This window comes from Paenibacillus sp. Soil750 (assembly GCF_001428045.1).
Classification (GTDB): domain Bacteria; phylum Bacillota; class Bacilli; order Paenibacillales; family NBRC-103111; genus Paenibacillus_E; species Paenibacillus_E allorhizoplanae.
The window spans coordinates 1-23,140 of record NZ_LMSD01000029.1; the positions used below are offsets into that span (position 1 = coordinate 1).

Consider the following 23,140-nt stretch of genomic DNA (forward strand, 5'->3'; position numbering starts at 1 on the left):
GCTCATTTGAAGCTAGCGAGATTTTGCAATCTCTTTTATAGTCGATTACTCGACTGTGCTTACTCACTCGTTGTTCAGTTTTCAAAGATCAATTTCTTTCATTTTCTTCGTCATCCGTTTAGCGGCGACTTTTATAATATATCACATTCGAACCAATCAATGCAAGCTTTTTTTATTTCTGTTTTTTTCAACTTCGCTTTACATGATAGAACTTGTCGGTTTCAAATGCGTTACCGTTTTTAGCGGCGAGAGTTAATTTATCATAGAAACGCAATCAAAGTCAAGCATTAAAATGAGAATAAAAAAAGAACCAGGAAAATGCCTGATTCTTAAAGGATTTAACGCGTTATACACTCGTATACCTTAACTCAATTTCTGAGGTTTGCTCATCAATAATGACAGCAACTTCTTTGATTAAACCTTTTTTGACTAGTTTATTGAGCAAAAGAGGAAGCTCAGACTTGATTTCAACTAACTGCGAATGTTGTTGGAGTTCATCCGAGCTTAGCGGATGCTCGCTGTCCCTGAGGATTTGAATAAACGCCTCACAGCAGTGCTCCATTTTGGACATAACCGAAAATTCACAAGCAAGTAGGACTAGTTGGACCCGCTGCTTCAAAGTCTCCTTACTCATTGTTAGCTCTTCATAAAGTTTATAGACCCCGGGATTAATCGCTCGAATCTGTCTCCAAACCGTGATTTCAGGGTGATAGCCATCTTCCACTATGACAATCCTTGCCCAATGGTGTAGCGCTTCGAGAATGTTGTTATAAGCATCTAGAATATGATCGTCTAGAATGTATTCCTTGCTTTGCAAATACTTACGCAGAAAATGTGAAAATTCAATAAGCAGCTTATGCTCGCGCAAGTCTCCGGGAAACTCAAGTATTCGATGGCGCAGGCCTTCTAAATAAGTGTTCTGATCCAGAAGTATCTCCCCTTTTAACAACCAGTGAAGAATATTGCGATTAACACCATGCCGAATCCATTGCTCTATTGAAGTAGGATCAGTCCATCTTTCTTGTATCCTTGAATCGTCTCTTATATAATTAGTCGTATGATTGTTCAGTCTCAGGTCGTTCGTTACTATTAAAAGTAGCGTATCAAAACCATCTGTCAGTGAGGGAAGTTGCTTAGGATTGTCTACCGCCATGACGCTAATGATTCTAGGGTCATTCCGGAACTTAAGCAATAACTGCTCCTTATTAATTCCCATGGGTGTCCAAAGCTCCTGTCTCCAAATTGTTTCATACTTATTTCTACAAGGGTGAATGGGTTTCCTGCTGATTTCTGTGACAATTCATACAAAACATGTGCTAGAAGGATTGGGGAGGAATACACAGTGCGATTTAGATCAAGTAAAGTAAATGAATTCCGCTTATGGGGACTGGTCATGACCATGGGTGGGATGCTGCTTATGATTATAGGACTTGCTGGTGTCGTTTTCGATTGGGGACAAGTAGGCCGAGTAATTGCCGTCATCTTCATGATTATTGGTATGATCAGTGTATTGGTGAGTATGGGTATTTACTTCTGGGCGGGGATGCTTTCAACATCAGCAACTGTCATCGATTGTCCGGAATGCGGTAGAAGAACAAAAATGCTAGGTAAAACAGATCGTTGCATGTTTTGTAAAACGATTCTAACGATTGATCCACAGTATGAGCCAATTGGTGAAAATGAAACGGCGGCAACACAAACGGCTCACTTTGAGCCAAGTCGCGAACATGAGCACAAGCCTCACTAATACTAAGAAAGCCGAGCCCATTAATAGGGTTCGGCTTTTTCTTATTTTAAGATAGGCAAATTATCCTTCAACACATCCCAAATTTCAGGCTTCTCAAAACCTCTTCTCCAAGTGGCCACACCGGCTAGATTATATTTATCAACCAAAGCCAACCTAGCTTTAATTGAAACTTCATCTTCTAGCCAAATACGAATTAACTTGCTTCCGTCTTTGTATTCCACATAATTTTGACCTGTATCGGCTAAAAATGTAGGAGTTAGCTTTTTATCCTTAATGATGGTTTGTGCGGCTTCCATGGTTAATGTTTTGGATGTTGCGGTTAATTTACCGTTCTTCGTTTCTTCAGTCCATTGTCGTGTATAGAATGGCACGCCGAGGACAAGCTTAGATGGCGGGATTTTATCCGTCGTTAGAAGCGCTGTAACGGACCTCTCTACCCATGGCAAGGAAGATACCGACCCAGACTTCGGACTCGTGGCCCAGTACTCGTCATAGGCCATCAACATCATATAATCGACGACCTCTGCTAGAGCTGGGCGATCGTAGAACACAGACCACATTTCATTGGTTGATTTGGGTGTTACATCGATGGAAACCGATAAACCTTGCTCATGCATAAAAGGAGTCATTTCTCGCACGAATTGTACCAGGTTCTCTTTATCCTTGAGATAAACATTTTCAAAATCGATATTAATACCCTGTAGCTTGTAAGTCTGGGCAAAGCCGAGAAGTTGTTTAATCATTTTCATACGTAGATCATAGTTTGCTAGTACCTTAGTCGTGCGATCCGCATCGAAGCCATTACTAAATAACGCCCAAACTTGGTAATTACGGTCGTGCGCCCATTTCACATAAGAGGCATCTGCTAAGTTACTAATGCGCCCCTCGTTATCTGCGACAGAGAACCAAGTCGGACTTATTACTTGTAAACCAGGCATCTCGCCGATCTTGGAGGTATCTGGGTTCTTCGTAATGACATGTTCCCAGGTCATATTTAACTTACCGGTTATAGGCTTCCAAGGCACATAGGTGGATACTGACTGCTCTTGCAGCGGTATCGTTTCGTCATGATCCTCCGTGATTTCACTCTTGCGAACGAAGCCAATCGGTCCGCTCTCTAGCTGCACTTTGTACCAATCTTCTTCAAGCCCCGTAATCATGACCTGTTCGTTCACAGCAATCGTCGCAACAATCGGTGCCTTGATTGTAGCTTCCGTTCGTAATTGTGTCTCTTTCTTCCCTGTATGTTTCCCCCACTTGATAACATCGCCTTGTTTGAAGAGCAAGATTGCACCTGACTTTGCTGATTCTCTTATTTCAAATGCATACAGCTGCTTCAGAGGTTCAACAGGCAAGTAGATGGTATCTTCCTTCTTCTCAACGGGAAAGGATAGTGAAATTGGTTTCTCATTCATGAGTGCTGAAAGCTCCGTCGTCTTCATTCGCATCACTTTATCTTTCGTGGTTATGATGACGGAATCACTGCTTTTTTCATATATAATGGTCGGATCGATCCACTTCTGAACGAAATCAAGCGGAAGCTTCAGACCTTCCTTTTCTCCAATCGCACTTGATTTATAATAATTACCTTCATAAAAAATCGGCTTTGTCAGCTCGTGGAAATCCGGCTCAACATGCGTTCGATTGGGTGCTAGCTGTTGGATCAGAAATGTTCCCGCGCCTGCCGCGAACATCCCTAAACACAATGCGCTAATCAGTATTACTTTTTTGGATGATTTCAACACTTCACTTCCTTATGTGCAATTGGGTAAGGATAAAAAAAGAAAAAACGTGTCCGCTCTTCACAAAGGAAGGGCTGAACACGTTTCATTATACAACAGGAAACCACATTATGAGGAATTTTGCGTATAGTTAATGCTTGGTAGTAACCGTACAATCCGGACACACACCATAAATCTCCAATCGATAACCGCCAACTTGGAAACCTGTATGCAACGCTGCTGTTGTCTCGATGTCTGACAGTGGAGGGTATTCAAAATCAGAAATCTTCCCGCATACCTCACAAACCGCATGATAATGATCTGTCATATCCGCATCAAAACGACTCGAGCTGTCCCCATAAGTTAATTCCCGAACAAGTCCCGATTCGATAAATACTTTAAGATTATTGTAAACAGTCGCAACGCTCATGTTAGGAAATTTCGATTCTAACGATTTGTAAATATCATCCGCTGTCGGATGAGTCATGGAATCCAGCAAAAAGGAAAGAATCGCATACCGCTGGGGCGTCATCCGAACACCTGTTGTTTTCAACTTTGCTAAAGCCTGTTCTAAATGTGCTGCCATGGTACTCACCACCTGAATTAGTCATTAAAACCTTACATTATATTGTACGTGTGTTCTTTGACTTTTGTCAATGATGGTTCAAAGAAACAAATCTTCAGTTTTTACTATTTTCGATAGCCACACCAGTGACCCCTTGAATTTGATTGGTTTCTTCGAGCACTAAGCCAATAACGGACGGCTTTGGTATAGTTACATGAAACGTAATTTGAACATGATTATCCTTACTACGGTCTTCTGATTCTTCTAGTTTAATTTGCTTAATATCTATCTTACGTTTACCTAGGATTGTAGTAATTAACCCAAGGGTACCTGGCTGATCAATCGCTTGGATTTTTAAAACACGTACTTTTTTCCCATTGAAATACTTATGCTCTACTTTATTTAGAATAAATAAGGATATTAATACCATGAAGCAAACTAAGACAGCTGGATAATAAAAACCCGCTCCAATCGCAAGACCAATTCCCGCAACGACCCATAGCGATGCTGCCGTCGTAAGTCCCGTAATTGATCTTCCATTGAACATAATCGTCCCCGCACCTAGAAAACCAATCCCACTGATGACCTGAGCCGCCAAACGGGATGGATCAATTCGCACATTAACTTCATTCACAAACGCGCTAAACCCGTACATTGAAAGCAGCATCACGAGCGCTGAGCCAACACATACCAAAATGTGTGTGCGGAGCCCTGCTGCATGAGAGCTAACCTCTCGTTCAAATCCAATCAAGCCACCAAGGAAAAGCGCTAATACTAGTCTAATTGTGATATGTAGCTGATCAATAACCCAAGGATTCCCCATGTAAACGCTCCCTTTTTATATCAAATCAAAAACATTATCAAGTAGCAGGTGATTGGATACTAAATTTGACACTAGTGACCTGTGGCAGGACGCTCGAATGTTGTTAGACTAACGCCAGGAGGAACAGTAAAGACGCGTTTTAGGATAAAACCATGTCCCTCATATAGACGCATTGCCGGTAAATTCGCAGTTCCTGTAGATACGATAAATCGAGCAGCTCCTGCTAGCTCTTGTTCTTTCATTATATGCTGTAAAAGGGAGCCAGCAATCCCCCTACGAAAAAAATTGGGATGAACCATCATACGGCAAATCGTCACAATACAACCCTCACGCTCAAATGAAATAGCGCCCGCGAGTGACCGTCCCTCATGATCATCGACAAAGAAACCATAGAAAGTTTCCTTCGCTTCGCGTATTGATTGAATACCATCCTTCAAAGGAGGGATATCATCGAAACCGATCAGTTCAGCCTCTACACGGTAGGAAGCGATTTGAAGCGCAAGTAGAGTCAAGATTTCTTCATTCGTTTGTAGAACTAGTTGCTGGATGGACAGTGTAATCACTCCTACATTGGAAATTAAAAAAGTGGTGCCCTGCTAAGAGGATCACCACTTTTAACTTATCATTTGCTGTTCAGGCACTCCACAATTAATTTATTAACGAGTCCTGGATTCGCTTTACCTTTGGTTTCTTTCATTACTTGTCCAACAAGGAAGCCTACGGCTTTTTCCTTACCAGCTTTGAAATCTGCAACGGATTGCGGGCTATTCTCAACTACTTGCTCGACAATTGCTTTGATAGCACCTTCGTCACTGATTTGAACAAGACCTTGCTCTTCCACGATCTTCTGCGGCTCTTTACCTGTTTCGATCATTTCTTTAAACACCGTTTTGGCAATCTTATTGGAAATCGTGCCTTTCTCGATTAAACCAATCATTTCGCCTAGCCCTTTGCCTGTAACTTTGGCATCGGTAAATTCAAGGGAATTGGCATTCAGATAACCAAGCAAATCACCCATGATCCAGTTCGAGACAGCTTTGGCATCTTGTGTATACTTCAAGCTTTCCTCAAAGAAGTCAGCCATTTGCATAGAAGCAGTGATAACAGCTGCATCATAGCTAGGCAAGCCATATTCATTGCTGTATCTAGCTTTACGAGCATCTGGCAATTCTGGAATCGACGCTTGTACACGTGCTTTCCAAGCATCATCGATGTAGAGACTAACCAGATCCGGATCTGGGAAATAGCGATAATCGTGCGCATCTTCTTTGCCGCGCATTGCGAGAGTTTTACCTTGCGTTTCATCCCAACGGCGAGTTTCTTGAATGACTTCTTCCCCGCTTCTCAGAATCTCGGCTTGGCGGTACTCTTCATACTCAAGACCACGCTGCACCCCACGGAAGGAGTTCATGTTCTTAAGTTCGGCACGTGTGCCGAATTTCTCTTGCCCGAACGGCCGGATGGAAATATTCGCGTCACAACGAAGCGAGCCTTCTTCCATTTTCACATCGGACACATCACAGTAGATCATGATCGCTCTAATTTTCTCAAGGTAAGCACGAGCCTCCTCGGGTGAGCGCAGATCAGGTTCGGATACGATCTCGATCAAAGGGGTTCCTGCACGATTTAAGTCAACGAGAGAAGCATAGCCGCCATCAATATGCGTCAGCTTACCTGCATCCTCTTCCAAGTGGACACGTGTGACTCCGATACGTTTGGTAACTCCTCCAACTTCGATATCGACCCAGCCATGCTCGCCGATCGGTTTATCATATTGCGACGTTTGATAAGCATCAGGTGAGTCAGGGTAAAAGTAATTTTTGCGATCAAATTTACTGTCGGTTGCGATTGTGCAATTGAGCGCCATTGCCGCTTTCATCGCATACTCGACCGCTTGGCGGTTAAGAACTGGCAGGACGCCTGGATGGCCTAAGCATACAGGACATGTATTCGTATTCGGAGGTGCTCCGAATGAGGTTGCACAACTACAAAATATTTTGGAAGCGGTATGAAGCTCTACGTGAACTTCAAGACCGACTACGGTTTCAAATTGGGTATCTGTTGCCGACAAAGTGAATGCCTCCTTCGTTAATAACTTACAATTGCGGGCGCTGCTTGTGGTGGTCTGTGTGCTGTTCGAAAGCGTGGGCTACACGCAAAACGGTAGCTTCATCCAATGCTTTGCCAATAATTTGCAAGCCAACCGGAAGTTCATTCACGAATCCGCATGGTACGCTAATTGCAGGAATACCTGCCAAACTGACCGGAATCGTCATGATATCATTCAAATACATCGTGAGTGGATCACTGCTCTGCTCGCCGATTTTGAAAGCTGTCGTTGGTGCCGTTGGCCCGATGATGATGTCATAGTTGTTAAACACTTGATCAAAGTCTTGCTTGATCAGTGTGCGTACTTGTTGGGCTTTCAGGTAATACGCATCATAGTAGCCTGAGCTCAGTGCGTAGGTGCCAAGCATGATCCGACGTTTAACCTCAGGACCAAAGCCTTCACTGCGGGAAAGATTATAGAGATCCAACAGATTGCGTGCATTATCTGAACGAACACCATAACGGATGCCGTCAAAACGTGCCAAGTTGGAAGAAGCCTCGGAGGAAGCCAGCAAGTAATACGTTGCTACCGCATACTCGGAATGCGGAAGCGTTACTTCTTCCCATACAGCGCCAAGACCTTCAAGTACTTTGAGCGCTTCAAGAATTTTCTCTTTTACAGCGGGGTCGATCCCTTTACCCATGTATTCTTTGGGTACCCCGATGCGCAGTCCTTTGACATCACCCGTCAATGCGCTGAGGTAGTTCGGAATCTCCACATTCGCAGAAGTGGAATCTTTGGGGTCGTAACCTGCGATAGCTTGCATCGCGTACGCAGCATCTTCTACGTTCTTCGTAAGCGGCCCGATTTGGTCTAGGGAGGACGCGAAAGCGACCAAACCATAGCGGGACACGAGTCCGTACGTCGGCTTCAGACCGACGATACCGCAGTACGCCGCCGGTTGGCGAATCGAGCCACCAGTGTCGGAGCCCAGCGCGAAGTATACTTCGCCTGAAGCGACTGCCGCTGCCGAGCCACCGCTGGAACCGCCTGGCACATAATCCGTGTTCCACGGATTGTGGGTTGGGTGGAACGCGGAGTTCTCGTTAGAGCCGCCCATCGCAAACTCGTCCATGTTGAGCTTGCCGATGGTAACCGCTTGTGCTTCCTTGAGCTTGCTCACGACTGTCGCATCATAAATCGGAATATGATTGGATAAGAATTTGCTTGCGCAGGTTGTTTTCAAACCTTCGGTTACCATATTATCCTTGATTCCGATTGGCAAACCGAATACATCACTGCGTGCAGTATTGCTTAATAGCTGCTCGTCCAACTTAGCAGCCGTCTGACGTGCATTCTCTTCATCTAATGTAAGGAAAGCGCGAACCTTGCTCTCCACTTGCCCAATTCTTGTATAGGATTGATCCACGAGATCCGAAACTTTGAGTTCTTTGCTTTGCAGTTTCGCATGGATTTGTTGTAGGTTTAATTCAAACAAAGACAACGACAGGCACTCCCTTTCATCTCTAACTTATTCTAAAACAGCTGGAACCTTGAACTGCCCATCCTCATGATCTGGGGCATTCAGCATGACTTTTTCAATTGGCAAAGACGGCTTTGCAACATCCTCGCGCATGACATTTACTAATGGCATGGCATGGCTAGTTGGTACAACACCTTCGGTGTTTAATTGATTGAGCTGCTCGGCATATTTTAAAATAGCATTAAGCTGATCTGTAAATAGATCTTTTTCGGTATCATTGAGATCGAGTCTAGCCAGCTTAGCGACATGATCGACATCTTTCTTCGTTATGCTCACGTATTCTGCACCCCTTGTATCAGCATTTAGTCATTCTTTTCATTATATCCCAGATATTTTGCGAACTCAATCCAGAATAAGGATTAAGCGTGCTGTATGAAAAAAGCGACGGTGCATGTCCACCGACGCTCTCTATTGTTAAATCCAAGCTTTCAGCCCGATTTGTTTGATGAATTCTTCACGGGACTGTACTTCCTTGTCCCTTTCCTTCTCTGGCTCTTGGGCGGACTCGCCATTCATTATTTTACGGAACAAGGCTTCATTGTTCGTTGCGAGAGCATAATCTATTAAAGCTTCTCTCTCAACTTGCTCTGCCTCTTGCTGCAGAAGCACTTCTTCCAGCTCAATATCAGTTGCAGTCACATAGTAATGTTTGTTCTCTTTAGGGACACGTACGACATAGTCGAAAATGTTATCATTATTTCGGTCATACGCAATTAAATAACCATATCCGCCAATAGGCAGATTCTGTTCTAAACGATCAGCAATGAAGATAATTTTCTCGCCAAGACGAAGCATCTGCTTTCCCCCTACCTATATATAACCCTCAAATGAGTCTATGAATACATGGAATACGTTCTATTGCCTATCGTACTAAAAAAACTAGATTGTGTCCAATTGACATCACTTGTTCATACTGCATTCATATTTCTATCTTAGGATGAATTTACTTTGAATTTACTTTCATTCATAAAAGGAGTTGCTTACTGTGTTACAACGTTCTTTACAAGCCTTACGATATGTCGGATGGGCGGAGGGTTCCTCTTTTCTCATTTTACTTGGTATCGCCATGCCACTTAAATACGCGTTCGATCTGCCACAAGCTGTTTTTGTCGTAGGGGTTGCTCATGGATTTCTTTTTACGCTCTATCTGCTATCGATTGCCTGGGTCACACTTCTACATCGTTGGTCGTTTGGACGCGTACTTGCAGCTTTTATTGCGGCATTTATTCCATTCGGTCCATTCTTATTCGATCGTTGGATCCGACATTAGGGACATCTCTCCGTAAAATTTCAGAAAGGAGCATGAAACTGATATAGTTATGTGAAAACTATTCTATCGAACATGTGAAATTTACGGAGGAAATCATGACGGAGTCATCATCATCCCAAAAAGCTCGTCCTACTTTAACTGAAGGCCCGATTACGAAAACATTGATCTTATTTTCACTCCCCATACTATTAGGGAACGTTCTACAATCCTTGAATGGGTCGATCAATACGATTTGGATCGGGAAATATCTAGGTGAAGTCGCCCTTGCAGCAACATCGAATGCGAACATTATCATGTTCTTCTTAATTAGTTCCATCTTCGGGATTGCCATGGCTGCCGTCATTCTTATCGGTCAAAATCTTGGAGCTAAGAAAGTTCAAGAGGCCAAGAAAGTAGTCGGAACAAGCACAATCTTCTTCCTCGTTTTATCCATAATCGTCGCCTTACTGGGATGGATCTTCTCCTCCACGATCCTAGACTGGATGAATACTCCGCCTGATGTCAAAGAGTTTGCTGTGACGTATACGCGAATTATGTTCGCAGGTGTTCCGTTCATGTTCGGCTATAATTTAATCATGGCCATTTTGCGTGGCTCGGGGGATGCGAAAACCCCGTTTTACTTCTTACTTTTATCAGCAATCCTCGATGTCGCACTCAATCCTTTGCTGATTCAAGGGATGGGGCCATTCCCGAAAATGGGGATCGCCGGCTCCGCCGTAGCGACTTTTATCGCGCAACTAGTGAGCTTCGTACTCCTCATTGCTTACTTGTATAAGAAGAAGTATTTTCTTCGAATTACCAAAGAGGACATTCCTTTGCTACGAATCAATTGGACGATTATTCGAACACTGATACAAAAAGGGCTGCCCATGGGCTTAAATATGGTCGTGGTTTCTCTAAGTAATCTGATGCTGGTTCATCTCGTGAATGCCTATGGCTCCGAATCCACCGCAGCTTTCGGTGTGGCAATGCAAATATCAAGTTACGTCCAAATGCCCGCTATGGCTATTGGTGGAGCTGTAACCTCGATGGCTGCGCAAAATATCGGTGCTGGGAAATGGGATCGTGTCAACCGGATTACCTGGACAGGCGTAGGCGTTAATATCTTGATGACTGGATTGATTGTAGCCGTTTTGCACCTGTTCAATCGGGAAGTCGTCTCGTTCTTCCTGCCACCTGAAGGAAAGGCGATTGATATTGGCGTTCATATTAACAATATTACGCTTTGGTCTTTCATTATTTTCGGCGTCTTCAATGTCGTTGCTGGTGTCGTTCGATCTGCGGGATCTGTGGTATTCCCTCTTATCGTTGCATTCGTTGCACTGTTACTCGTTCGTATCCCACTTGCCACCGTGCTATCGCACAAATATGGCTTCGATGTGATTTGGTGGAGTTTCCCTGTCAGCTTTAGTGTTGCTGCCACTTTGAACCTGCTTTATTACCGTTTCGGGAAATGGAAACAAGCTAGAATGATGGCTAGTAAAACCTAAACAAAAGCTTAAACAAAAAGTCTGCCTAGCCAAGTAATTGGCTGGAGCAGACTTTTTACTAAAGATGCAGCAGATCCTTATGGATTTTGATCACAATCTTCTTATTCGTTGTTGATTCCGTAATGAGGCAATTAGGCCGATGAATATCGGATGGGAAGCATACGGCAAACATACCAGGTTTGAGCAAAATATCCGTTTCAGGCAATGCGTGTTGGGATTCGTAGAAAGCGACATCATGTGTCTCAAACTTGTTATCCACAATAATTGCCTCATCAGTCAGCTTGTAGAAGCATAAACGCTCCTCCCCGCTCACCAAAAACTGAATATCCGTATACACGACGTGCGACTCAGGCATTTGTTCTTCCCTAGGACGCGTCACGGACTCTTGCACATTGGCATACATCAAGTGGCCATTATCACCCTCCAGATCATACCGTCCTACCTCTAGCTCTCCCAAATTCCGATTCAAAATGTAGTCGATACCTCGTGCTACAGCCGCTGGCCATAAATGCCGTTCTTGCTCGAAATGATTCACATCGCTGATAATCATCGCTATTTTCTCCTTTAAAAAGACCCGCCCCTTCGGGCGAGTCATCTCTTATTTAGAACTTTTCTTGTTTAGCGCCTTCCCAATCAGCAAGAAACTTCTCAATGCCCGCATCTGTCAGCGGGTGTTTACTCATTGATTCTATCACTTTATAAGGGACTGTCGCAATATGTGATCCTGCAAGCGCTGCTTCAATGACATGTGCAGAGTGACGTACACTCGCAGAAATAATTTCGGATTTGATGCCGTGTACTTGGAAAATCTGGCTGATTTCTTTGATTAAGTTCATACCAACTTGGTTGATATCATCCAAACGCCCGATAAACGGAGAAACATACGTTGCACCCGCACGTGCAGCTAGCAAAGCTTGGGTTGAGCTGAAAATCAACGTTACATTCGTTGGAATGCCAAGTGATCTGAACACGCTTGTTGCTTGCAGACCATCCAATGTCATTGGCAGCTTAATAACAACATTTGGGCTTAATGCCGCAAGCTTCTTACCTTGCTCAACCATTTCTTCTGCTTTTAAGGAAACAACCTCAGCACTGATCGGAACATCACCAACGATAGAGATGATTTCTTTCACTGTTTCAAAAAAGTCTCTTCCTTCTTTTGCAATCAATGAAGGGTTTGTAGTTACACCTGCAACTACACCTAACGCGTGTGCTTTACGAATTTCTTCTACATTGGCTGTGTCGATAAACAATTTCATCCTGTATCCCTACCTTTTCTCCCGCTATGGGTGCTTATTGGAAATACTTCTGTCTGATTTGCCCAACGATTGCTTCTGCGGTAAAGCCATATTCACGAATTACGCGATCTGCTTTCGCTGATGCTCCGAATTTGCGGATGCCGACAACGAAGCCTTCTTGTCCCGTAATTTCTTCCCATCCAGCCGGATAAGCCATTTCCATCACAACATTCTTACGCACGTGAGGTAAAATAATTGCATTCCGTACCTCTTCTGGCTGCTGCTCAAATAATTCACGGCTTGGCATGGAAATAACACGAGCTCCAATTCCATCTTGCGCCAACTGCTTCTTCACGTCAAGTGCTAAGCTCACTTCTGAGCCAGTCGCAATGAGTTGAATGTCCGTAGTCTCGCCAGAAGCAACATCAGATAGAACGTAAGCCCCTTGATGAATATGATCAAAAGCAAGCTTATCCGTACCTGGAAGCACCGGTAGATTTTGACGGGAAAGTGCGAATACGAACGGACCTTCCTTCGCTTGAAGGACGTACTCCCACGCCGCAGCTGTTTCATTCGCGTCAGCTGGGCGGAACAACGTCAGATCTGGGATCATCCGCAGGGATGGGATCTGTTCAATCGGCTGATGCGTCGGGCCATCTTCACCGACAGCGATGCTATCATGCGTGAAGACGTACGCAACTGGGATCTTCATCAGCGCAGACAGACGGATCGCACCGCGCAGGTAGTCACTGAACACGAGGAATGTGCCGCCGAAAGCGCGCAGTCCGCCGTGCAGCAGCATCCCGTTCAGTGCTGCGCCCATAGCGAATTCCCGGACGCCGAACCAGAAGTTGCGGCCGCTGTAATCGGCTGCGCTGAAGGCCGCAGCATCGCCGATCATAGTGAAGTTGGAGCTCGCTAGGTCGGCAGAGCCGCCTACTAGATGAGGTACCCGCTTCGCCAAGCCGTTAATCACTTTGCCAGATGCGGTACGCGTCGAGATGGCGCCGCTTTCGGGGGTGTAGCGCGGCACATCGGCGTTCCAATCCGCCGGAAGATCGCCGCTGTTCGCGAGCTCGAACTGCTTAGCGAGCTCAGGGTAAGCCGCCTGGTAGCTGTTCCACAGCTGCTCCCAGGCTGCTTCTGTTTGAGCCCCCACCTGCTTGTGGTGGGCGAAGTGGGTGTAGACCTCAGCCGGGACGTAGAAGTCCGGCTCGAGGGGCCAGCCCAGAGCTTGCTTCGTCAGAAGCAGCTCGTCTTTGCCCAGCGGCGAGCCATGCGTGCCGCCGTGGCCGCCTTTGCCGGCTTTGTTCGGCGAGCCGAAGCCGATGGTTGTTTTGATCTCAATCAACGTTGGGCGATTGAGATCCGCCTTGCCCTCTGCGATCGCCGCAGAGATGGCGTCAACGTTGTTCTGCTCTTCCACACGTAGGTACTGCCATCCGTAGGACTCAAAACGCATCTTGACATTCTCAGAGAACGACATGTTCAAGTCGCCATCGAGCGAAATATCATTGGAATCGTAGAGGACAACAAGTTTACCTAATTTAAGATGCCCAGCTAGAGAAGCCGCTTCAGAGGAAATACCTTCCATTAAGTCGCCATCACCACAAATCGCATAAGTGAAATGGTCAACGACTGGAAAATTCGGTTTATTATATACGGATGCTTGATGCGCTTCAGCCATCGCCATCCCCACAGCCATAGCAACACCTTGACCAAGCGGACCTGTCGTAGCTTCTACACCAGCTGTGTGACCGTATTCTGGATGACCAGGAGTGCGGCTTCCCCATTGACGGAATTCCTTGATATCGTCCAGCGAGACATCATAGCCGCTAAGGTGCAACAGGCTGTAAAGCAGCATGGAGCCGTGCCCTGCAGACAAGACGAAACGATCACGATCTACCCATTTTGGGCTAACTGGATTGTGTTTCAAATGACGTGTCCAGAGCGCATATGCCATCGGAGCTGCGCCCATCGGCATGCCTGGGTGGCCCATTGCTGCTTTCTCGACAGCATCAATTGTAAGCGTTCTAATCGCATTAATGCTTAGTTCTTCAATTCCAACCGTTGTTCCATTCAAAGAGATACGCCTCCATTTATATGGTTGTTTTTGTTGCCTTATCTCTTTATTATAAGAGTAGTTAGTACATTCAAATAATTGATAGTTTCGATACTCGCTATAGAAGGTGTCTATATGGTTAATTTCGAGTTATATAAAGTATTTTATTTAACAGCCAAATCCGGAAGTCTGTCCAAAGCTGCCAAAGAGCTGTATATCACTCAGCCCAGTGTCTCTCATTCCATCAAATTATTGGAGGAAAGCCTAGGGCTTCCTTTGTTTGCTCGTACGTCTAAAGGCGTTGATCTAACAAAAGAGGGTGCCATCCTATACTCCTATATTGAACAAGCTTATAATTTCATTTCCCTAGCGGAGGAAAAGCTCAGTGAGCTGCGAAATTTCTCTAGCGGAGAAATCAAAATCGGCGGCAGTGATTCCTTATGCAAGCACTATTTGCTGCCCTTTCTGGAATCGTTTCACGTCCAATATCCGCATATCCAGATTAATCTGGTTCACGGGACGACACCAGAGATTGTAAAAAATTTAAAAGAAGGCAAAATCGACATCGGTATTGTGAGAACACCTATTCATGATGATCAGCTTCAGGTTCGTGAGGGTATCACCATTCAGGATTGCTTCGTAACGGGACCCAAGTACCGCGAACTGTCTGAGGGTAAGGTTACGTTGGCAGAACTTCTCGACTATCCAATTATCTTATTTTCTAGTAATAGCTCCTCCAGAAAATTCGTCACCCGTTTGTTCAGTGATAACGGCTTACTTTTGGAGCCGGAGATCGAACTAGGTAGTGTAGATTTGTTGATTGAATTTGCGAAAATTGGCTTTGGGGTTTCCTTTGTTACGAAGGAGTTTGTTGCAAAGGAATTGGCGGAAGGCAGTTTATTTGAGGTCAAGCTGGAGGCAACTATTCCGTCAACGAAGATTGGGATTATTACTTTGAAGAACATGCCGCTATCGACTGCAGCTGCTGCCTTTGTGGCTGAGTTGGAGAATCCGGGGTAATATAGCCGAAAAAACACACTCAGCTTCCACCGAGTGTGTCCCCTTTTTACAAACAGACCATTGCCTTAATTACCTTGGACTCCGGCTTCAGCCATGTTTCGAATTGATCTACCATTTCCTCGAAGGAGGCACGGTGCGTAATATAGCGCTCAATGTCGATGCTTCCCGTCTTTAATGCACTTCGCACCGCATCAAAATCCTCCATGGTCGCATTACGGCTCCCCAGTAATGTTAGCTCCCTCTTATGGAAATCTGGATCATGAAAGGCAATATCGGCCTTCACGAGTCCGACGTAGACAAGCTTGCCGCCATGAGCGACTAGACCGAAAGCATCCGTCATCGACCTGGCATTCCCTGTTGCATCGAAGACGACGGTAGGAAATTCGCCATTCGTAAGCTCTGCAAGTTTTTCCTTCGGAAGCTGGAGCGCATTTACGGTATGATCGACGCCTGCCCAGTCCCGGCAAAACGCTAAACGCTCCTCGTTAATATCCATGGCTATGACATTAGCGCCAAGCTGCTTCGCTAAAATCATCACCCCAAGCCCAATCGGGCCAGCTCCTATCACTAACGCCGTTTCCCCTGGACGCAGCTCTGATCTTCGCACCGCATGTGCACCAATACTAAGTGGTTCCAACATGGCAGCTTGATCAAGTGTTAGTCCATCCGCTTTGATCAAATGACTCACAGGGAGAGCTAAACGCTCTACCATGCCTCCATCCTTATGTACGCCAAGCACTTTCATGTCTGTGCAGCAATTTGTTTTGCCATTGCGGCAAGCAATACATTGCCCACAATGCATGTAGGGAACGACGCTTACAAGATCCCCAACTGCCACATCCGTTACTCCCTCACCAAGCTCCTCTACATACCCTGCAAGCTCATGCCCTAGAATACGTGGATAACTAAAGAAAGGCTGATTCCCTTTAAACGCATGCAAATCCGTCCCACATATACCGATTCGCTGAATGCGAACGAGTGCTTCTCCCACACCTACAGTTGGTTCCTCTACCTCAACATACTTCAAATGCTCGATTTGTTCACAGACGATCGCTTTCATGTTTACCCTCCTCCTACACTCGAACATTCTTATTGCGATATTTCATAATTTATAGAACTCCATTGCATTTAGACCGAATAAGCGAGCTTTATCCTTTTCCGACCAGCTTTCTGGCAAGGATTGATTCACAACATCGACAACGTCCTCATACTCAGCCGCGAGTAGACAGACTGGCCAATCACTTCCGAACATCACACGCTCCGTTCCAAAAATCTCCAAAATATGCTGGACATACGCCGTAAAATCTTCCTGCTTCCAATCCGAATGGTTGGCTTCGGTCACCATACCTGAAACCTTACAATATAGACTGGGGTGCTTCGCAATAGCCGCCATTTGGCTTTTCCAGGGTTCAATCACACCTTCAGCAATCGACGGCTTCGCAATATGATCAATGACCGCTCGCAAACCCGGAACCAGTTCCAAGAGCTCGATGACAGGTTCTAATTGATGAGCAAGGACGAGCAAATCAACGGGTACATCTTCCTTAGCGAAATATCGCAAGGCGTCCACAAAATGGGGTTGAAGAATAACACGTGCATCAGACAGTTCCTGAATCATAACCCTAAAGCCTAGATAGTTCGGATGCTGACTGCTTTTTTTATAGTGAATAAGATAATCAGGATCGTCCAAATCAAGCCATCCAACAACGCCGGCGATCGAATCCGTGCTTTCACTTAAAGCTAGTAAATAATCGGTTTCTTCTAAAGTTGGCGCAGCTTGAACCACTATGCTCTTATCAAAGTTGAATTGCCCCAGATGTGGCACCAAATCATTTGGTAAATAATCACGATTTAACACAGGAAGTGCTGGTGTAATCCATCCATAATCTCCTCGGTCGATCTTCCAATAATGCTGATGTGCATCGATGCGCATGACGATTCTCCTTATCCTTCACACTAATTTGATATCGCTTTCTTTTATTTTATCATTAATTTTCCGATATGAAATATCGATATCTAGCATAACTATACGGTTTTTTGATATTATCAAACTATCTTGTAGAAGAATGGAGTGGTTATTGTGGATCCTATTCGTAAAATTTTCGATAATCATGACGCCTTCCCCTTGTCTTTTGCCCATAAAAATACAAAAAGCTCGCTTAGCGAGCTTCCTGACCATTTCCATGACTGGTATGAAATTGTTTATGTGCATCGGGGGCGTGGTACTTTTTTTATCGATCATACCTTCTATGAAATGAAACAAGGTGATCTCTTTCTTATTCCAGGAAATACGATTCATCGAGCGACACCAGATAAAGAGTCCCCTGTGACGTCCACTGCGATTTACTTCTCTCCAAGTATCGTACAGTTGCCCTCTTTAGGAGATGACTTCTCCTATTTACAATGCTTTGAACAAGCCGCGACACTTCGTAACTATAAGTTCGAGATACGCTTACCACAGAGTCAGCACCTAGAATTACTTTTGGATGTTATTGAAAACGAATTTAAACATCCAACCATTGGTAAACGCCAATCTATCCTTATTCATTTGCTTCAATTGCTGCTTACTATCCAGCGTGAAATGACCACTGACATCAAGTCACCCAAATTGGACACGCCTGTCGGCCCTATTTGGATGCGAGAAATCATACTCTATATTGATCAGCATTTCTGTGAAGATATCGGACTCCAAGCACTCTCAAAACAAGTTTCCGTCACGCCCGCTCATTTCAGCAGGGTATTTAAACAGTTCATTGGCATGAATATCAGTACCTATCTCATAACTAAGCGCATCATCCGTGCCAAACAGCTGCTTCAAGAAAGTGATGCTAGTATCGGTACAATCGCGGACATGTGCGGTTTTGAGAGTTTACCTCATTTTCATGCGATGTTCAAAAGAGTGTTTGGCATTACGCCCGCTGCGGCTCGAAAGTCCTTCCGTTCATTCTAATCTTGCTTCACTAACCGATCGTAGAGGAAGTCCGCAATATGAACGGCTTCCATATGCCCGGTTTGCCCATGTTTATCAATACCTAACTTCATTTGCAGTAAGCATCCTGGATTGCTCGTGACCACGTAGGATGCTATTGTTGCATTCACATTTTCCATCTTATGCTCTAAGATTTGATTGGCCATGTCGGGCTGAGTCATATTATAAATACCTGCGGAACCACAACATGAACTAGAATCCTTCATTTCGATATACGCGGTGTTACTAACCCTTTGCAGTAATTGCTTCGTTGGTTGACTGCCCTTCATTACGTTGCGAAGATGACAGGACTCTTGGTACGTGACACGTGTTGGACCTTGTTGTGATAGCGTTTCGGCAAAACGAAGAGGTCGCCCTTTCTCCACCAGAATGGAGCTGATATCCTTCACACGTTTGGCGAACCAAGTTGAGGATTCCTTCCACTCTTCCTCTTCATGTAGAAGGTGATCGTACTCCACAAGAATCGCTCCACAGCCTCCAGCATTCGAAACGATGTAATCGACTCCTGCCTCCTGGAAAGCGCGGATATTACTTTTGGCCAATTGTTTCGCTTGATCAGTTTCTCCGCTATGGGCGTGAAGAGCCCCGCAGCAGTTCTGAGATTCAGGAATGACGACATCGAAACCAGCTTCGGTCAAAAGCTTTACCGTACTCATATTCGTTTCAGTGAACAGAACGTCCATCAAACATCCACGGAACATCCCCACAGTACCCAACTTCTTGCCTTTTGCCGGAATAAAAGTGCCAAGCCGCTCGACAATTCCTTTACCAGAAGCATCTGGAAGTATTTTCTCCATCGTAGCCATATGCTTCGAGAATAGACCGACTACACCGGTTTTTCTAACTAGCTTTTGGATACCTGACATTTTGTAAAAATGAAGCCCTGTCCCGAGCAGCTGCATTCTCTGTTGGGATGGAAATAGCTCTTTGAATACGAGCTTCCGTACACCTTTTACCCACCATCTATGCTGGGTCGTATGCACTTCAATGGCATCGCGTGCCTGTTCGATTAATTGGCCATATTTCACATCTGCTGGGCAGGCCGGCTCACACGCGCGGCAACCCAAGCAGTGGTTCATCTGATCTTCGAATCGTATCCCTGGCTCCATGAGACCATCCACTGCTGCTTTCATTAGAGAGATACGGCCACGCGGGGATTCCGCCTCAATCCCTGTTTCTTTAAATGTCGGACAAGCTGGCAGGCAGAACCCACAACGCATGCAATTAGTTAATTGGTCGTAGTCCAGTTTCTGCATTAACGTTTCCTGAAGTGTTGCTCCTTGGCCCTTAGACACGATCAATCACCACCCTGCGTCTGGATTCTTTGGCAAACATTTTACCTGGATTTAAAATATGGTTCGGATCGAAAGCATCCTTAATCCCCTTCATCATGGCGATCCCGCTGCTTCCCACTTTCCATTCCAAGAATGGTGCTTTCACTAACCCAACACCATGTTCACCTGTAATAGTTCCGCCTAATTGAATTGCTGCCTCAAAAATCTCTTCAAACGCAGCTTCCACACGATGAACTTCATCATGATCTCTTGCGTCGGTTGTTGCGGTAGGGTGTAGATTGCCATCTCCTGCATGACCGAATGTGCAAATTTGAACATCATGCTTGGTAGCTATTCGATTGATTTCTAGAACCATCTCCGCGATCTTGGAGCGAGGTACAGTGGCATCCTCAAGTATTGTCGTCGGACGTAATCGAGCAAGAGCAGTAAAGGCGCTACGTCTTGCTGTTAATAGCTTCAGCGCTTCCTCTTGTGTGCTCGCGATGCTGACTTCATCTGCCTGCTCCTCCCTGCAAATCTTAGAGATGAGGGCAATGTCACGCTCAACCATCTCTGGCTCGCCATCTTGTTCAATAAGCAAAATAGCAGCCATATCCAACGGAAGTCCAAGGTTTGCAAAATCATCTACAACACGAATTGTTGGATTATCCATGAATTCCAGGGTTGCTGGAATGATGCGATTCTCGATGATTTTGGAAACGGTGCGCGCCGCGCCGTATAAATCCTTGTACATCGCCAACATTGTTTTCTTCGCCTTTGGAGGAGGAATCAGTTTAAGGGTAGCTTCTGTAATAACTGCAAGTGTACCCTCAGAGCCGACCAGCAGCTTCGTTAAATCATACCCGGCTACATCCTTCATCAGCTTGCCACCAGTACGCATAATTTCACCTGATGCAAGGACACACTCCAGGCCGATCACATAGTCTTTGGTGGTGCCATATTTTAAACCGCGAAGACCCCCTGAACACTCTGCAATATTGCCACCAATCGTGGAAATCGCCATCGAACTTGGATCTGGTGGATAAAATAAGCCTAATCCCTCAATATGCTCAATGAATTGCTTCGTAATGATCCCCGGTTGCACGGTGGCTGTCAGATTCTGCAGATCGATATCTAGGATCGCATTCATACGATGCATAACCATGACGATCCCACCTTGTACAGGTACAGTACCTCCACACAAATTCGTACCCGAACCCCTGCTGATCAGTGGAATGCGATGCTCATTCAATACCTTCATAATACCTGAAACCTGTGCAGTATCTTTCGGATAGATCACACCGTCAGGTAAGGACTGGAGCATCGGTGTCCCATCATAGGAATGGGTAACTAGTGATTCCATATCATCTTTATAAAAGGCTTCGCCTACAATGGCCTGTAATTGTTGTCTAACTTGATTATCGAGCATGAAGAATCCTCCCTTTGAGCGCTTACTTAGTATGCTACATTCCTTAATAATTCTTAATGCTTTTGCAAGTGATCATGTGATCAGATGACTTTCCTTCTATTTTAGCTTATGATGTAATAGATGTATAGAACTTTATCTACGATTTTCAGGGGGATACTCATGGTTTTTCAGCAAATCCGACCACAAAAGGGTTCGGAAATCGTGCTTCAACATATTAAAGCTCAAATTGAGGAAGGAACATATGCTCCTGGTTCTAAGCTTCCTACAGTCGTTGATCTTGCTGCAAGCTTCCAAGTCGGCCGGTCTACGATCAGAGAAGCACTCAGTGGGCTTAAAGCTATGGGCTGGGTCGATATTCGACATGGGGGAGGCACTTATGTCGTTACGTCATTACCGACGGAATCGAGTAGTCTCTTTGACCACAGCGAGACACTTCAGGAAGTGCAGGAGGTGCGCAGATTCATTGAGGCTGGCTGTGCAACCTTAGCGGCTAGCCGCCGCACTGAGCAGCATTTATCCGTTCTTAAAGAAATCCTTTGTGATATGGAATCTTCACTTGGTAATGAGGAAGAAAGCGAACATGCAGACATTCGCTTTCATTTGGAGATCGCTAAGGCATCTCAGAATACCCTATTCATAGGGATGATGGAATCCTTGACGGAGCGATTACAACAGAGCATGAAGGCTTCGCGGCGTCTGTGGTTTTTTGCAGAGCGTGCTTCGGCCGAACAGCTTCTGCAAGAGCATCGCGATATTGTTGAGGCAATTGCCGCTCAAGACGAGCAGCTTGCTGCAGAGCGAATGTCTCAGCATATTGCAAAAGTTGATCAGGTGATTCAACAATTAGCACAGAAAAGCAAGGAATAACATATATGAACAACAAAAAAAGCCTTACAGTGTAAGGCTTTTCGTGTGTGTTGCTTTTGATACCGGCAAGAGGACTCGAACCTCCACCCTTTCGGACTCGATTTTGAGTCGAGCGCGTCTGCCATTCCGCCATGCCGGCATATAATGCGCGTAGAGGGACTTGAACCCCCACGGTCACCCGCTAGATCCTAAGTCTAGTGCGTCTGCCAATTCCGCCATACGCGCATGTTGTCAATCAGGCAAATGATGAAGTTGCTAGCCGAAGCTGACTTCACTGAGAAATTAATGGGCGGACGACGGGACTTGAACCCGCGAATGCCGGATCCACAAACCGGTGCGTTAACCCCTTCGCCACGACCGCCACATTCGAAAAACTTCTTTTCCCTAAACGTTCTTAGGAAAAATGGTGCCGTCGAGAGGACTTGAACCCCCAACCTACTGATTACAAGTCAGTTGCTCTACCAGTTGAGCTACAACGGCTTATTCATTTAGAAAAATGGTGGCTTTGGACGGAATCGAACCGCCGACACGAGGATTTTCAGTCCTCTGCTCTACCGACTGAGCTACAAAGCCAAGGTATGATTTCAAACTTACTCGCCTTGTGAAAAATGGCGGAGCTGACGGGATTCGAACCCGCGGTCTCCTGCGTGACAGGCAGGCATGTTAGGCCACTACACCACAGCTCCATGCAAAATTCTTATATGGTGAACGCTGACGGGATCGAACCGCCGACCCCTACCCTGTCAAGGTAGTGCTCTCCCAGCTGAGCTAAGCGTTCATATATTTTGTGAAAATGGTGACCCGTAGGGGACTCGAACCCCTGTTACCTCCGTGAAAGGGAGGTGTCTTAACCACTTGACCAACGGGCCTTAATTTTTCGCCGAAAGCTTCGGCAAAAAAAATACCCAATGTAGAGAGACTTTTAGCTCCACTAAAAGATCCCTATATCAGTTGACTGCTTGGCAACGTTCTACTCTCCCAGAACCCTGCGGTTCAAGTACCATCGACGCTGGAGGGCTTAACGGTCGTGTTCGAGATGGGAACGCGTGGGT

Annotated in this window: 22 protein-coding genes, 8 tRNA genes and 1 rRNA gene; 6 read left to right on the plus strand and 25 right to left on the minus strand. The window is 45.4% G+C overall.

Annotated elements, in window-relative coordinates; translation table 11 throughout:
• Positions 1 to 346: 346 nt before the first annotated feature.
• On the minus strand, positions 347 to 1,216 hold the full coding sequence (locus ASL11_RS24055; RefSeq protein ID WP_056620596.1) for a nucleotidyltransferase-like protein: 870 nt from the start codon (positions 1,214 to 1,216) through the stop codon (positions 347 to 349).
• A gap of 126 nt (positions 1,217 to 1,342) precedes the next feature.
• Here ASL11_RS24055 and ASL11_RS24060 point away from each other — a divergent pair, with 126 nt between their 5' ends.
• Positions 1,343 to 1,747, plus strand: a complete 405-nt coding sequence (locus ASL11_RS24060; RefSeq protein ID WP_082595778.1) for a DUF2614 family zinc ribbon-containing protein — start codon at positions 1,343 to 1,345, stop codon at positions 1,745 to 1,747.
• A 41-nt stretch (positions 1,748 to 1,788) separates the two neighbouring features.
• On the opposite strand, the gene ASL11_RS24065 is transcribed toward ASL11_RS24060, so the two are convergent.
• The 8 genes from ASL11_RS24065 to ASL11_RS24100 all read right to left on the minus strand — a co-directional run bounded on the left by ASL11_RS24065 (position 1,789) and on the right by ASL11_RS24100 (position 9,244).
• Positions 1,789 to 3,489 (minus strand): glycosyl hydrolase family 18 protein, encoded by a 1,701-nt coding sequence (locus ASL11_RS24065; RefSeq protein WP_235550570.1) that lies wholly within the window; start codon positions 3,487 to 3,489, stop codon positions 1,789 to 1,791.
• A 130-nt stretch (positions 3,490 to 3,619) separates the two neighbouring features.
• On the minus strand, positions 3,620 to 4,054 hold the full coding sequence (perR, locus tag ASL11_RS24070; protein WP_056620600.1) for a peroxide-responsive transcriptional repressor PerR: 435 nt from the start codon (positions 4,052 to 4,054) through the stop codon (positions 3,620 to 3,622).
• A 94-nt stretch (positions 4,055 to 4,148) separates the two neighbouring features.
• Entirely contained in the window at positions 4,149 to 4,856 is a 708-nt protein-coding gene (locus ASL11_RS24075; protein WP_056620603.1) for an MgtC/SapB family protein, read from the minus strand.
• A 71-nt stretch (positions 4,857 to 4,927) separates the two neighbouring features.
• A complete protein-coding gene (locus ASL11_RS24080; protein ID WP_235550571.1) occupies positions 4,928 to 5,368 on the minus strand; it encodes a GNAT family N-acetyltransferase in 441 nt (146 codons plus the stop codon).
• 110 nt (positions 5,369 to 5,478) lie between these two features.
• Entirely contained in the window at positions 5,479 to 6,927 is a 1,449-nt protein-coding gene (gene gatB / locus ASL11_RS24085) for an Asp-tRNA(Asn)/Glu-tRNA(Gln) amidotransferase subunit GatB (protein WP_056620605.1), read from the minus strand.
• A 25-nt stretch (positions 6,928 to 6,952) separates the two neighbouring features.
• Positions 6,953 to 8,410, minus strand: coding sequence for an Asp-tRNA(Asn)/Glu-tRNA(Gln) amidotransferase subunit GatA (gatA, locus tag ASL11_RS24090; protein WP_056620607.1), 1,458 nt, complete (start codon positions 8,408 to 8,410; stop codon positions 6,953 to 6,955).
• A gap of 27 nt (positions 8,411 to 8,437) precedes the next feature.
• Positions 8,438 to 8,725, minus strand: coding sequence for an Asp-tRNA(Asn)/Glu-tRNA(Gln) amidotransferase subunit GatC (gene gatC / locus ASL11_RS24095; protein ID WP_056620610.1), 288 nt, complete (start codon positions 8,723 to 8,725; stop codon positions 8,438 to 8,440).
• 138 nt (positions 8,726 to 8,863) lie between these two features.
• A complete protein-coding gene (locus ASL11_RS24100) occupies positions 8,864 to 9,244 on the minus strand; it encodes a hypothetical protein (protein WP_056620612.1) in 381 nt (126 codons plus the stop codon).
• Between the two features lie 190 nt (positions 9,245 to 9,434).
• On the opposite strand from ASL11_RS24100, the gene ASL11_RS24105 reads away from it, so the two are divergent.
• Together ASL11_RS24105 and ASL11_RS24110 are read left to right on the plus strand one after the other, a co-directional pair.
• Positions 9,435 to 9,719 carry a DUF3817 domain-containing protein gene (locus tag ASL11_RS24105; protein WP_056620614.1) on the plus strand — a complete coding sequence of 95 codons (285 nt, stop codon included), beginning with the start codon at positions 9,435 to 9,437 and terminating at the stop codon, positions 9,717 to 9,719.
• A gap of 95 nt (positions 9,720 to 9,814) precedes the next feature.
• Complete coding sequence (locus tag ASL11_RS24110) at positions 9,815 to 11,209, plus strand: MATE family efflux transporter (RefSeq protein WP_056620616.1); 1,395 nt, start codon at positions 9,815 to 9,817, stop codon at positions 11,207 to 11,209.
• Positions 11,210 to 11,267: 58 nt separating this feature from the next.
• Here ASL11_RS24110 and ASL11_RS24115 read toward each other — a convergent pair whose 3' ends face one another.
• From ASL11_RS24115 to tkt, 3 genes are read right to left on the minus strand one after another with little or no spacing between them, the layout of a single operon-like run.
• The gene (locus ASL11_RS24115; RefSeq protein WP_056620618.1) at positions 11,268 to 11,759 is read right to left on the minus strand and encodes a YhcH/YjgK/YiaL family protein; all 492 of its coding nucleotides are present in this window, start codon (positions 11,757 to 11,759) and stop codon (positions 11,268 to 11,270) included.
• A 52-nt stretch (positions 11,760 to 11,811) separates the two neighbouring features.
• The gene (gene fsa / locus ASL11_RS24120) at positions 11,812 to 12,468 is read right to left on the minus strand and encodes a fructose-6-phosphate aldolase (protein WP_056620620.1); all 657 of its coding nucleotides are present in this window, start codon (positions 12,466 to 12,468) and stop codon (positions 11,812 to 11,814) included.
• Positions 12,469 to 12,502: 34 nt separating this feature from the next.
• Positions 12,503 to 14,530: a transketolase gene (gene tkt, locus ASL11_RS24125; protein ID WP_056620623.1), complete on the minus strand. Its 2,028-nt coding sequence runs from the start codon at positions 14,528 to 14,530 to the stop codon at positions 12,503 to 12,505.
• Between the two features lie 114 nt (positions 14,531 to 14,644).
• Between tkt and ASL11_RS24130 the strand changes: the two genes are divergently transcribed.
• Positions 14,645 to 15,529 (plus strand): LysR family transcriptional regulator, encoded by an 885-nt coding sequence (locus tag ASL11_RS24130; RefSeq protein WP_056620625.1) that lies wholly within the window; start codon positions 14,645 to 14,647, stop codon positions 15,527 to 15,529.
• Between the two features lie 46 nt (positions 15,530 to 15,575).
• Here the strand turns inward: ASL11_RS24130 and ASL11_RS24135 are convergent, their stop codons facing one another.
• Positions 15,576 to 16,589 carry a zinc-binding alcohol dehydrogenase family protein gene (locus ASL11_RS24135; RefSeq protein WP_056620627.1) on the minus strand — a complete coding sequence of 338 codons (1,014 nt, stop codon included), beginning with the start codon at positions 16,587 to 16,589 and terminating at the stop codon, positions 15,576 to 15,578.
• Between the two features lie 42 nt (positions 16,590 to 16,631).
• On the minus strand, positions 16,632 to 17,462 hold the full coding sequence (locus tag ASL11_RS24140; protein WP_200962479.1) for an amidohydrolase family protein: 831 nt from the start codon (positions 17,460 to 17,462) through the stop codon (positions 16,632 to 16,634).
• Between the two features lie 147 nt (positions 17,463 to 17,609).
• Here ASL11_RS24140 and ASL11_RS24145 point away from each other — a divergent pair, with 147 nt between their 5' ends.
• On the plus strand, positions 17,610 to 18,479 hold the full coding sequence (locus ASL11_RS24145; protein ID WP_056620633.1) for an AraC family transcriptional regulator: 870 nt from the start codon (positions 17,610 to 17,612) through the stop codon (positions 18,477 to 18,479).
• On the opposite strand, the gene ASL11_RS24150 is transcribed toward ASL11_RS24145, so the two are convergent.
• A complete protein-coding gene (locus ASL11_RS24150) occupies positions 18,476 to 19,774 on the minus strand; it encodes a (Fe-S)-binding protein (protein ID WP_056620641.1) in 1,299 nt (432 codons plus the stop codon). The two genes, ASL11_RS24145 and ASL11_RS24150, sit on opposite strands and share 4 nt — an antisense overlap.
• A gap of 31 nt (positions 19,775 to 19,805) precedes the next feature.
• Positions 19,806 to 21,221, minus strand: a complete 1,416-nt coding sequence (locus ASL11_RS24155; protein WP_056620635.1) for an FAD-linked oxidase C-terminal domain-containing protein — start codon at positions 21,219 to 21,221, stop codon at positions 19,806 to 19,808.
• 159 nt (positions 21,222 to 21,380) lie between these two features.
• On the opposite strand from ASL11_RS24155, the gene ASL11_RS24160 reads away from it, so the two are divergent.
• Entirely contained in the window at positions 21,381 to 22,088 is a 708-nt protein-coding gene (locus ASL11_RS24160; protein WP_056620637.1) for a FadR/GntR family transcriptional regulator, read from the plus strand.
• 60 nt (positions 22,089 to 22,148) lie between these two features.
• On the opposite strand, the gene ASL11_RS24165 is transcribed toward ASL11_RS24160, so the two are convergent.
• The 9 genes from ASL11_RS24165 to rrf all read right to left on the minus strand — a co-directional run.
• Positions 22,149 to 22,227: transfer RNA gene (locus ASL11_RS24165), tRNA-Leu, on the minus strand.
• Positions 22,228 to 22,233: 6 nt separating this feature from the next.
• Positions 22,234 to 22,313 (minus strand) — tRNA-Leu (locus tag ASL11_RS24170).
• A gap of 63 nt (positions 22,314 to 22,376) precedes the next feature.
• Positions 22,377 to 22,449 (minus strand) — tRNA-His (locus ASL11_RS24175).
• A gap of 43 nt (positions 22,450 to 22,492) precedes the next feature.
• Positions 22,493 to 22,568, minus strand: a tRNA-Thr gene (locus ASL11_RS24180).
• Between the two features lie 17 nt (positions 22,569 to 22,585).
• A tRNA-Phe gene (locus ASL11_RS24185) sits at positions 22,586 to 22,661 on the minus strand.
• A gap of 36 nt (positions 22,662 to 22,697) precedes the next feature.
• Positions 22,698 to 22,774, minus strand: a tRNA-Asp gene (locus tag ASL11_RS24190).
• Between the two features lie 16 nt (positions 22,775 to 22,790).
• Positions 22,791 to 22,866: transfer RNA gene (locus ASL11_RS24195), tRNA-Val, on the minus strand.
• Positions 22,867 to 22,882: 16 nt separating this feature from the next.
• Positions 22,883 to 22,957: transfer RNA gene (locus ASL11_RS24200), tRNA-Glu, on the minus strand.
• 88 nt (positions 22,958 to 23,045) lie between these two features.
• Positions 23,046 to 23,140: ribosomal RNA gene (rrf, locus tag ASL11_RS24205) — 5S ribosomal RNA — on the minus strand; the annotation flags it as partial.

What these genes read in the sequence shown, in the direction of transcription:
- ASL11_RS24055 (WP_056620596.1), bottom strand. Translation starts at nt 1,216, where the DNA reads ATGGGAATTAATAAGGAGCAGTTATTGCTTAAGTTCCGGAATGACCCT.
- perR (WP_056620600.1), bottom strand. Translation starts at nt 4,054, where the DNA reads ATGGCAGCACATTTAGAACAGGCTTTAGCAAAGTTGAAAACAACAGGT.
- ASL11_RS24075 (WP_056620603.1), bottom strand. Translation starts at nt 4,856, where the DNA reads ATGGGGAATCCTTGGGTTATTGATCAGCTACATATCACAATTAGACTA.
- ASL11_RS24100 (WP_056620612.1), bottom strand. Translation starts at nt 9,244, where the DNA reads ATGCTTCGTCTTGGCGAGAAAATTATCTTCATTGCTGATCGTTTAGAA.
- ASL11_RS24110 (WP_056620616.1), top strand. Translation starts at nt 9,815, where the DNA reads ATGACGGAGTCATCATCATCCCAAAAAGCTCGTCCTACTTTAACTGAA.
- ASL11_RS24115 (WP_056620618.1), bottom strand. Translation starts at nt 11,759, where the DNA reads ATGATTATCAGCGATGTGAATCATTTCGAGCAAGAACGGCATTTATGG.
- fsa (WP_056620620.1), bottom strand. Translation starts at nt 12,468, where the DNA reads ATGAAATTGTTTATCGACACAGCCAATGTAGAAGAAATTCGTAAAGCA.
- ASL11_RS24130 (WP_056620625.1), top strand. Translation starts at nt 14,645, where the DNA reads ATGGTTAATTTCGAGTTATATAAAGTATTTTATTTAACAGCCAAATCC.
- ASL11_RS24135 (WP_056620627.1), bottom strand. Translation starts at nt 16,589, where the DNA reads ATGAAAGCGATCGTCTGTGAACAAATCGAGCATTTGAAGTATGTTGAG.
- ASL11_RS24140 (WP_200962479.1), bottom strand. Translation starts at nt 17,462, where the DNA reads ATGCGCATCGATGCACATCAGCATTATTGGAAGATCGACCGAGGAGAT.
- ASL11_RS24150 (WP_056620641.1), bottom strand. Translation starts at nt 19,774, where the DNA reads ATGCAGAAACTGGACTACGACCAATTAACTAATTGCATGCGTTGTGGG.
- ASL11_RS24155 (WP_056620635.1), bottom strand. Translation starts at nt 21,221, where the DNA reads ATGCTCGATAATCAAGTTAGACAACAATTACAGGCCATTGTAGGCGAA.
- ASL11_RS24160 (WP_056620637.1), top strand. Translation starts at nt 21,381, where the DNA reads ATGGTTTTTCAGCAAATCCGACCACAAAAGGGTTCGGAAATCGTGCTT.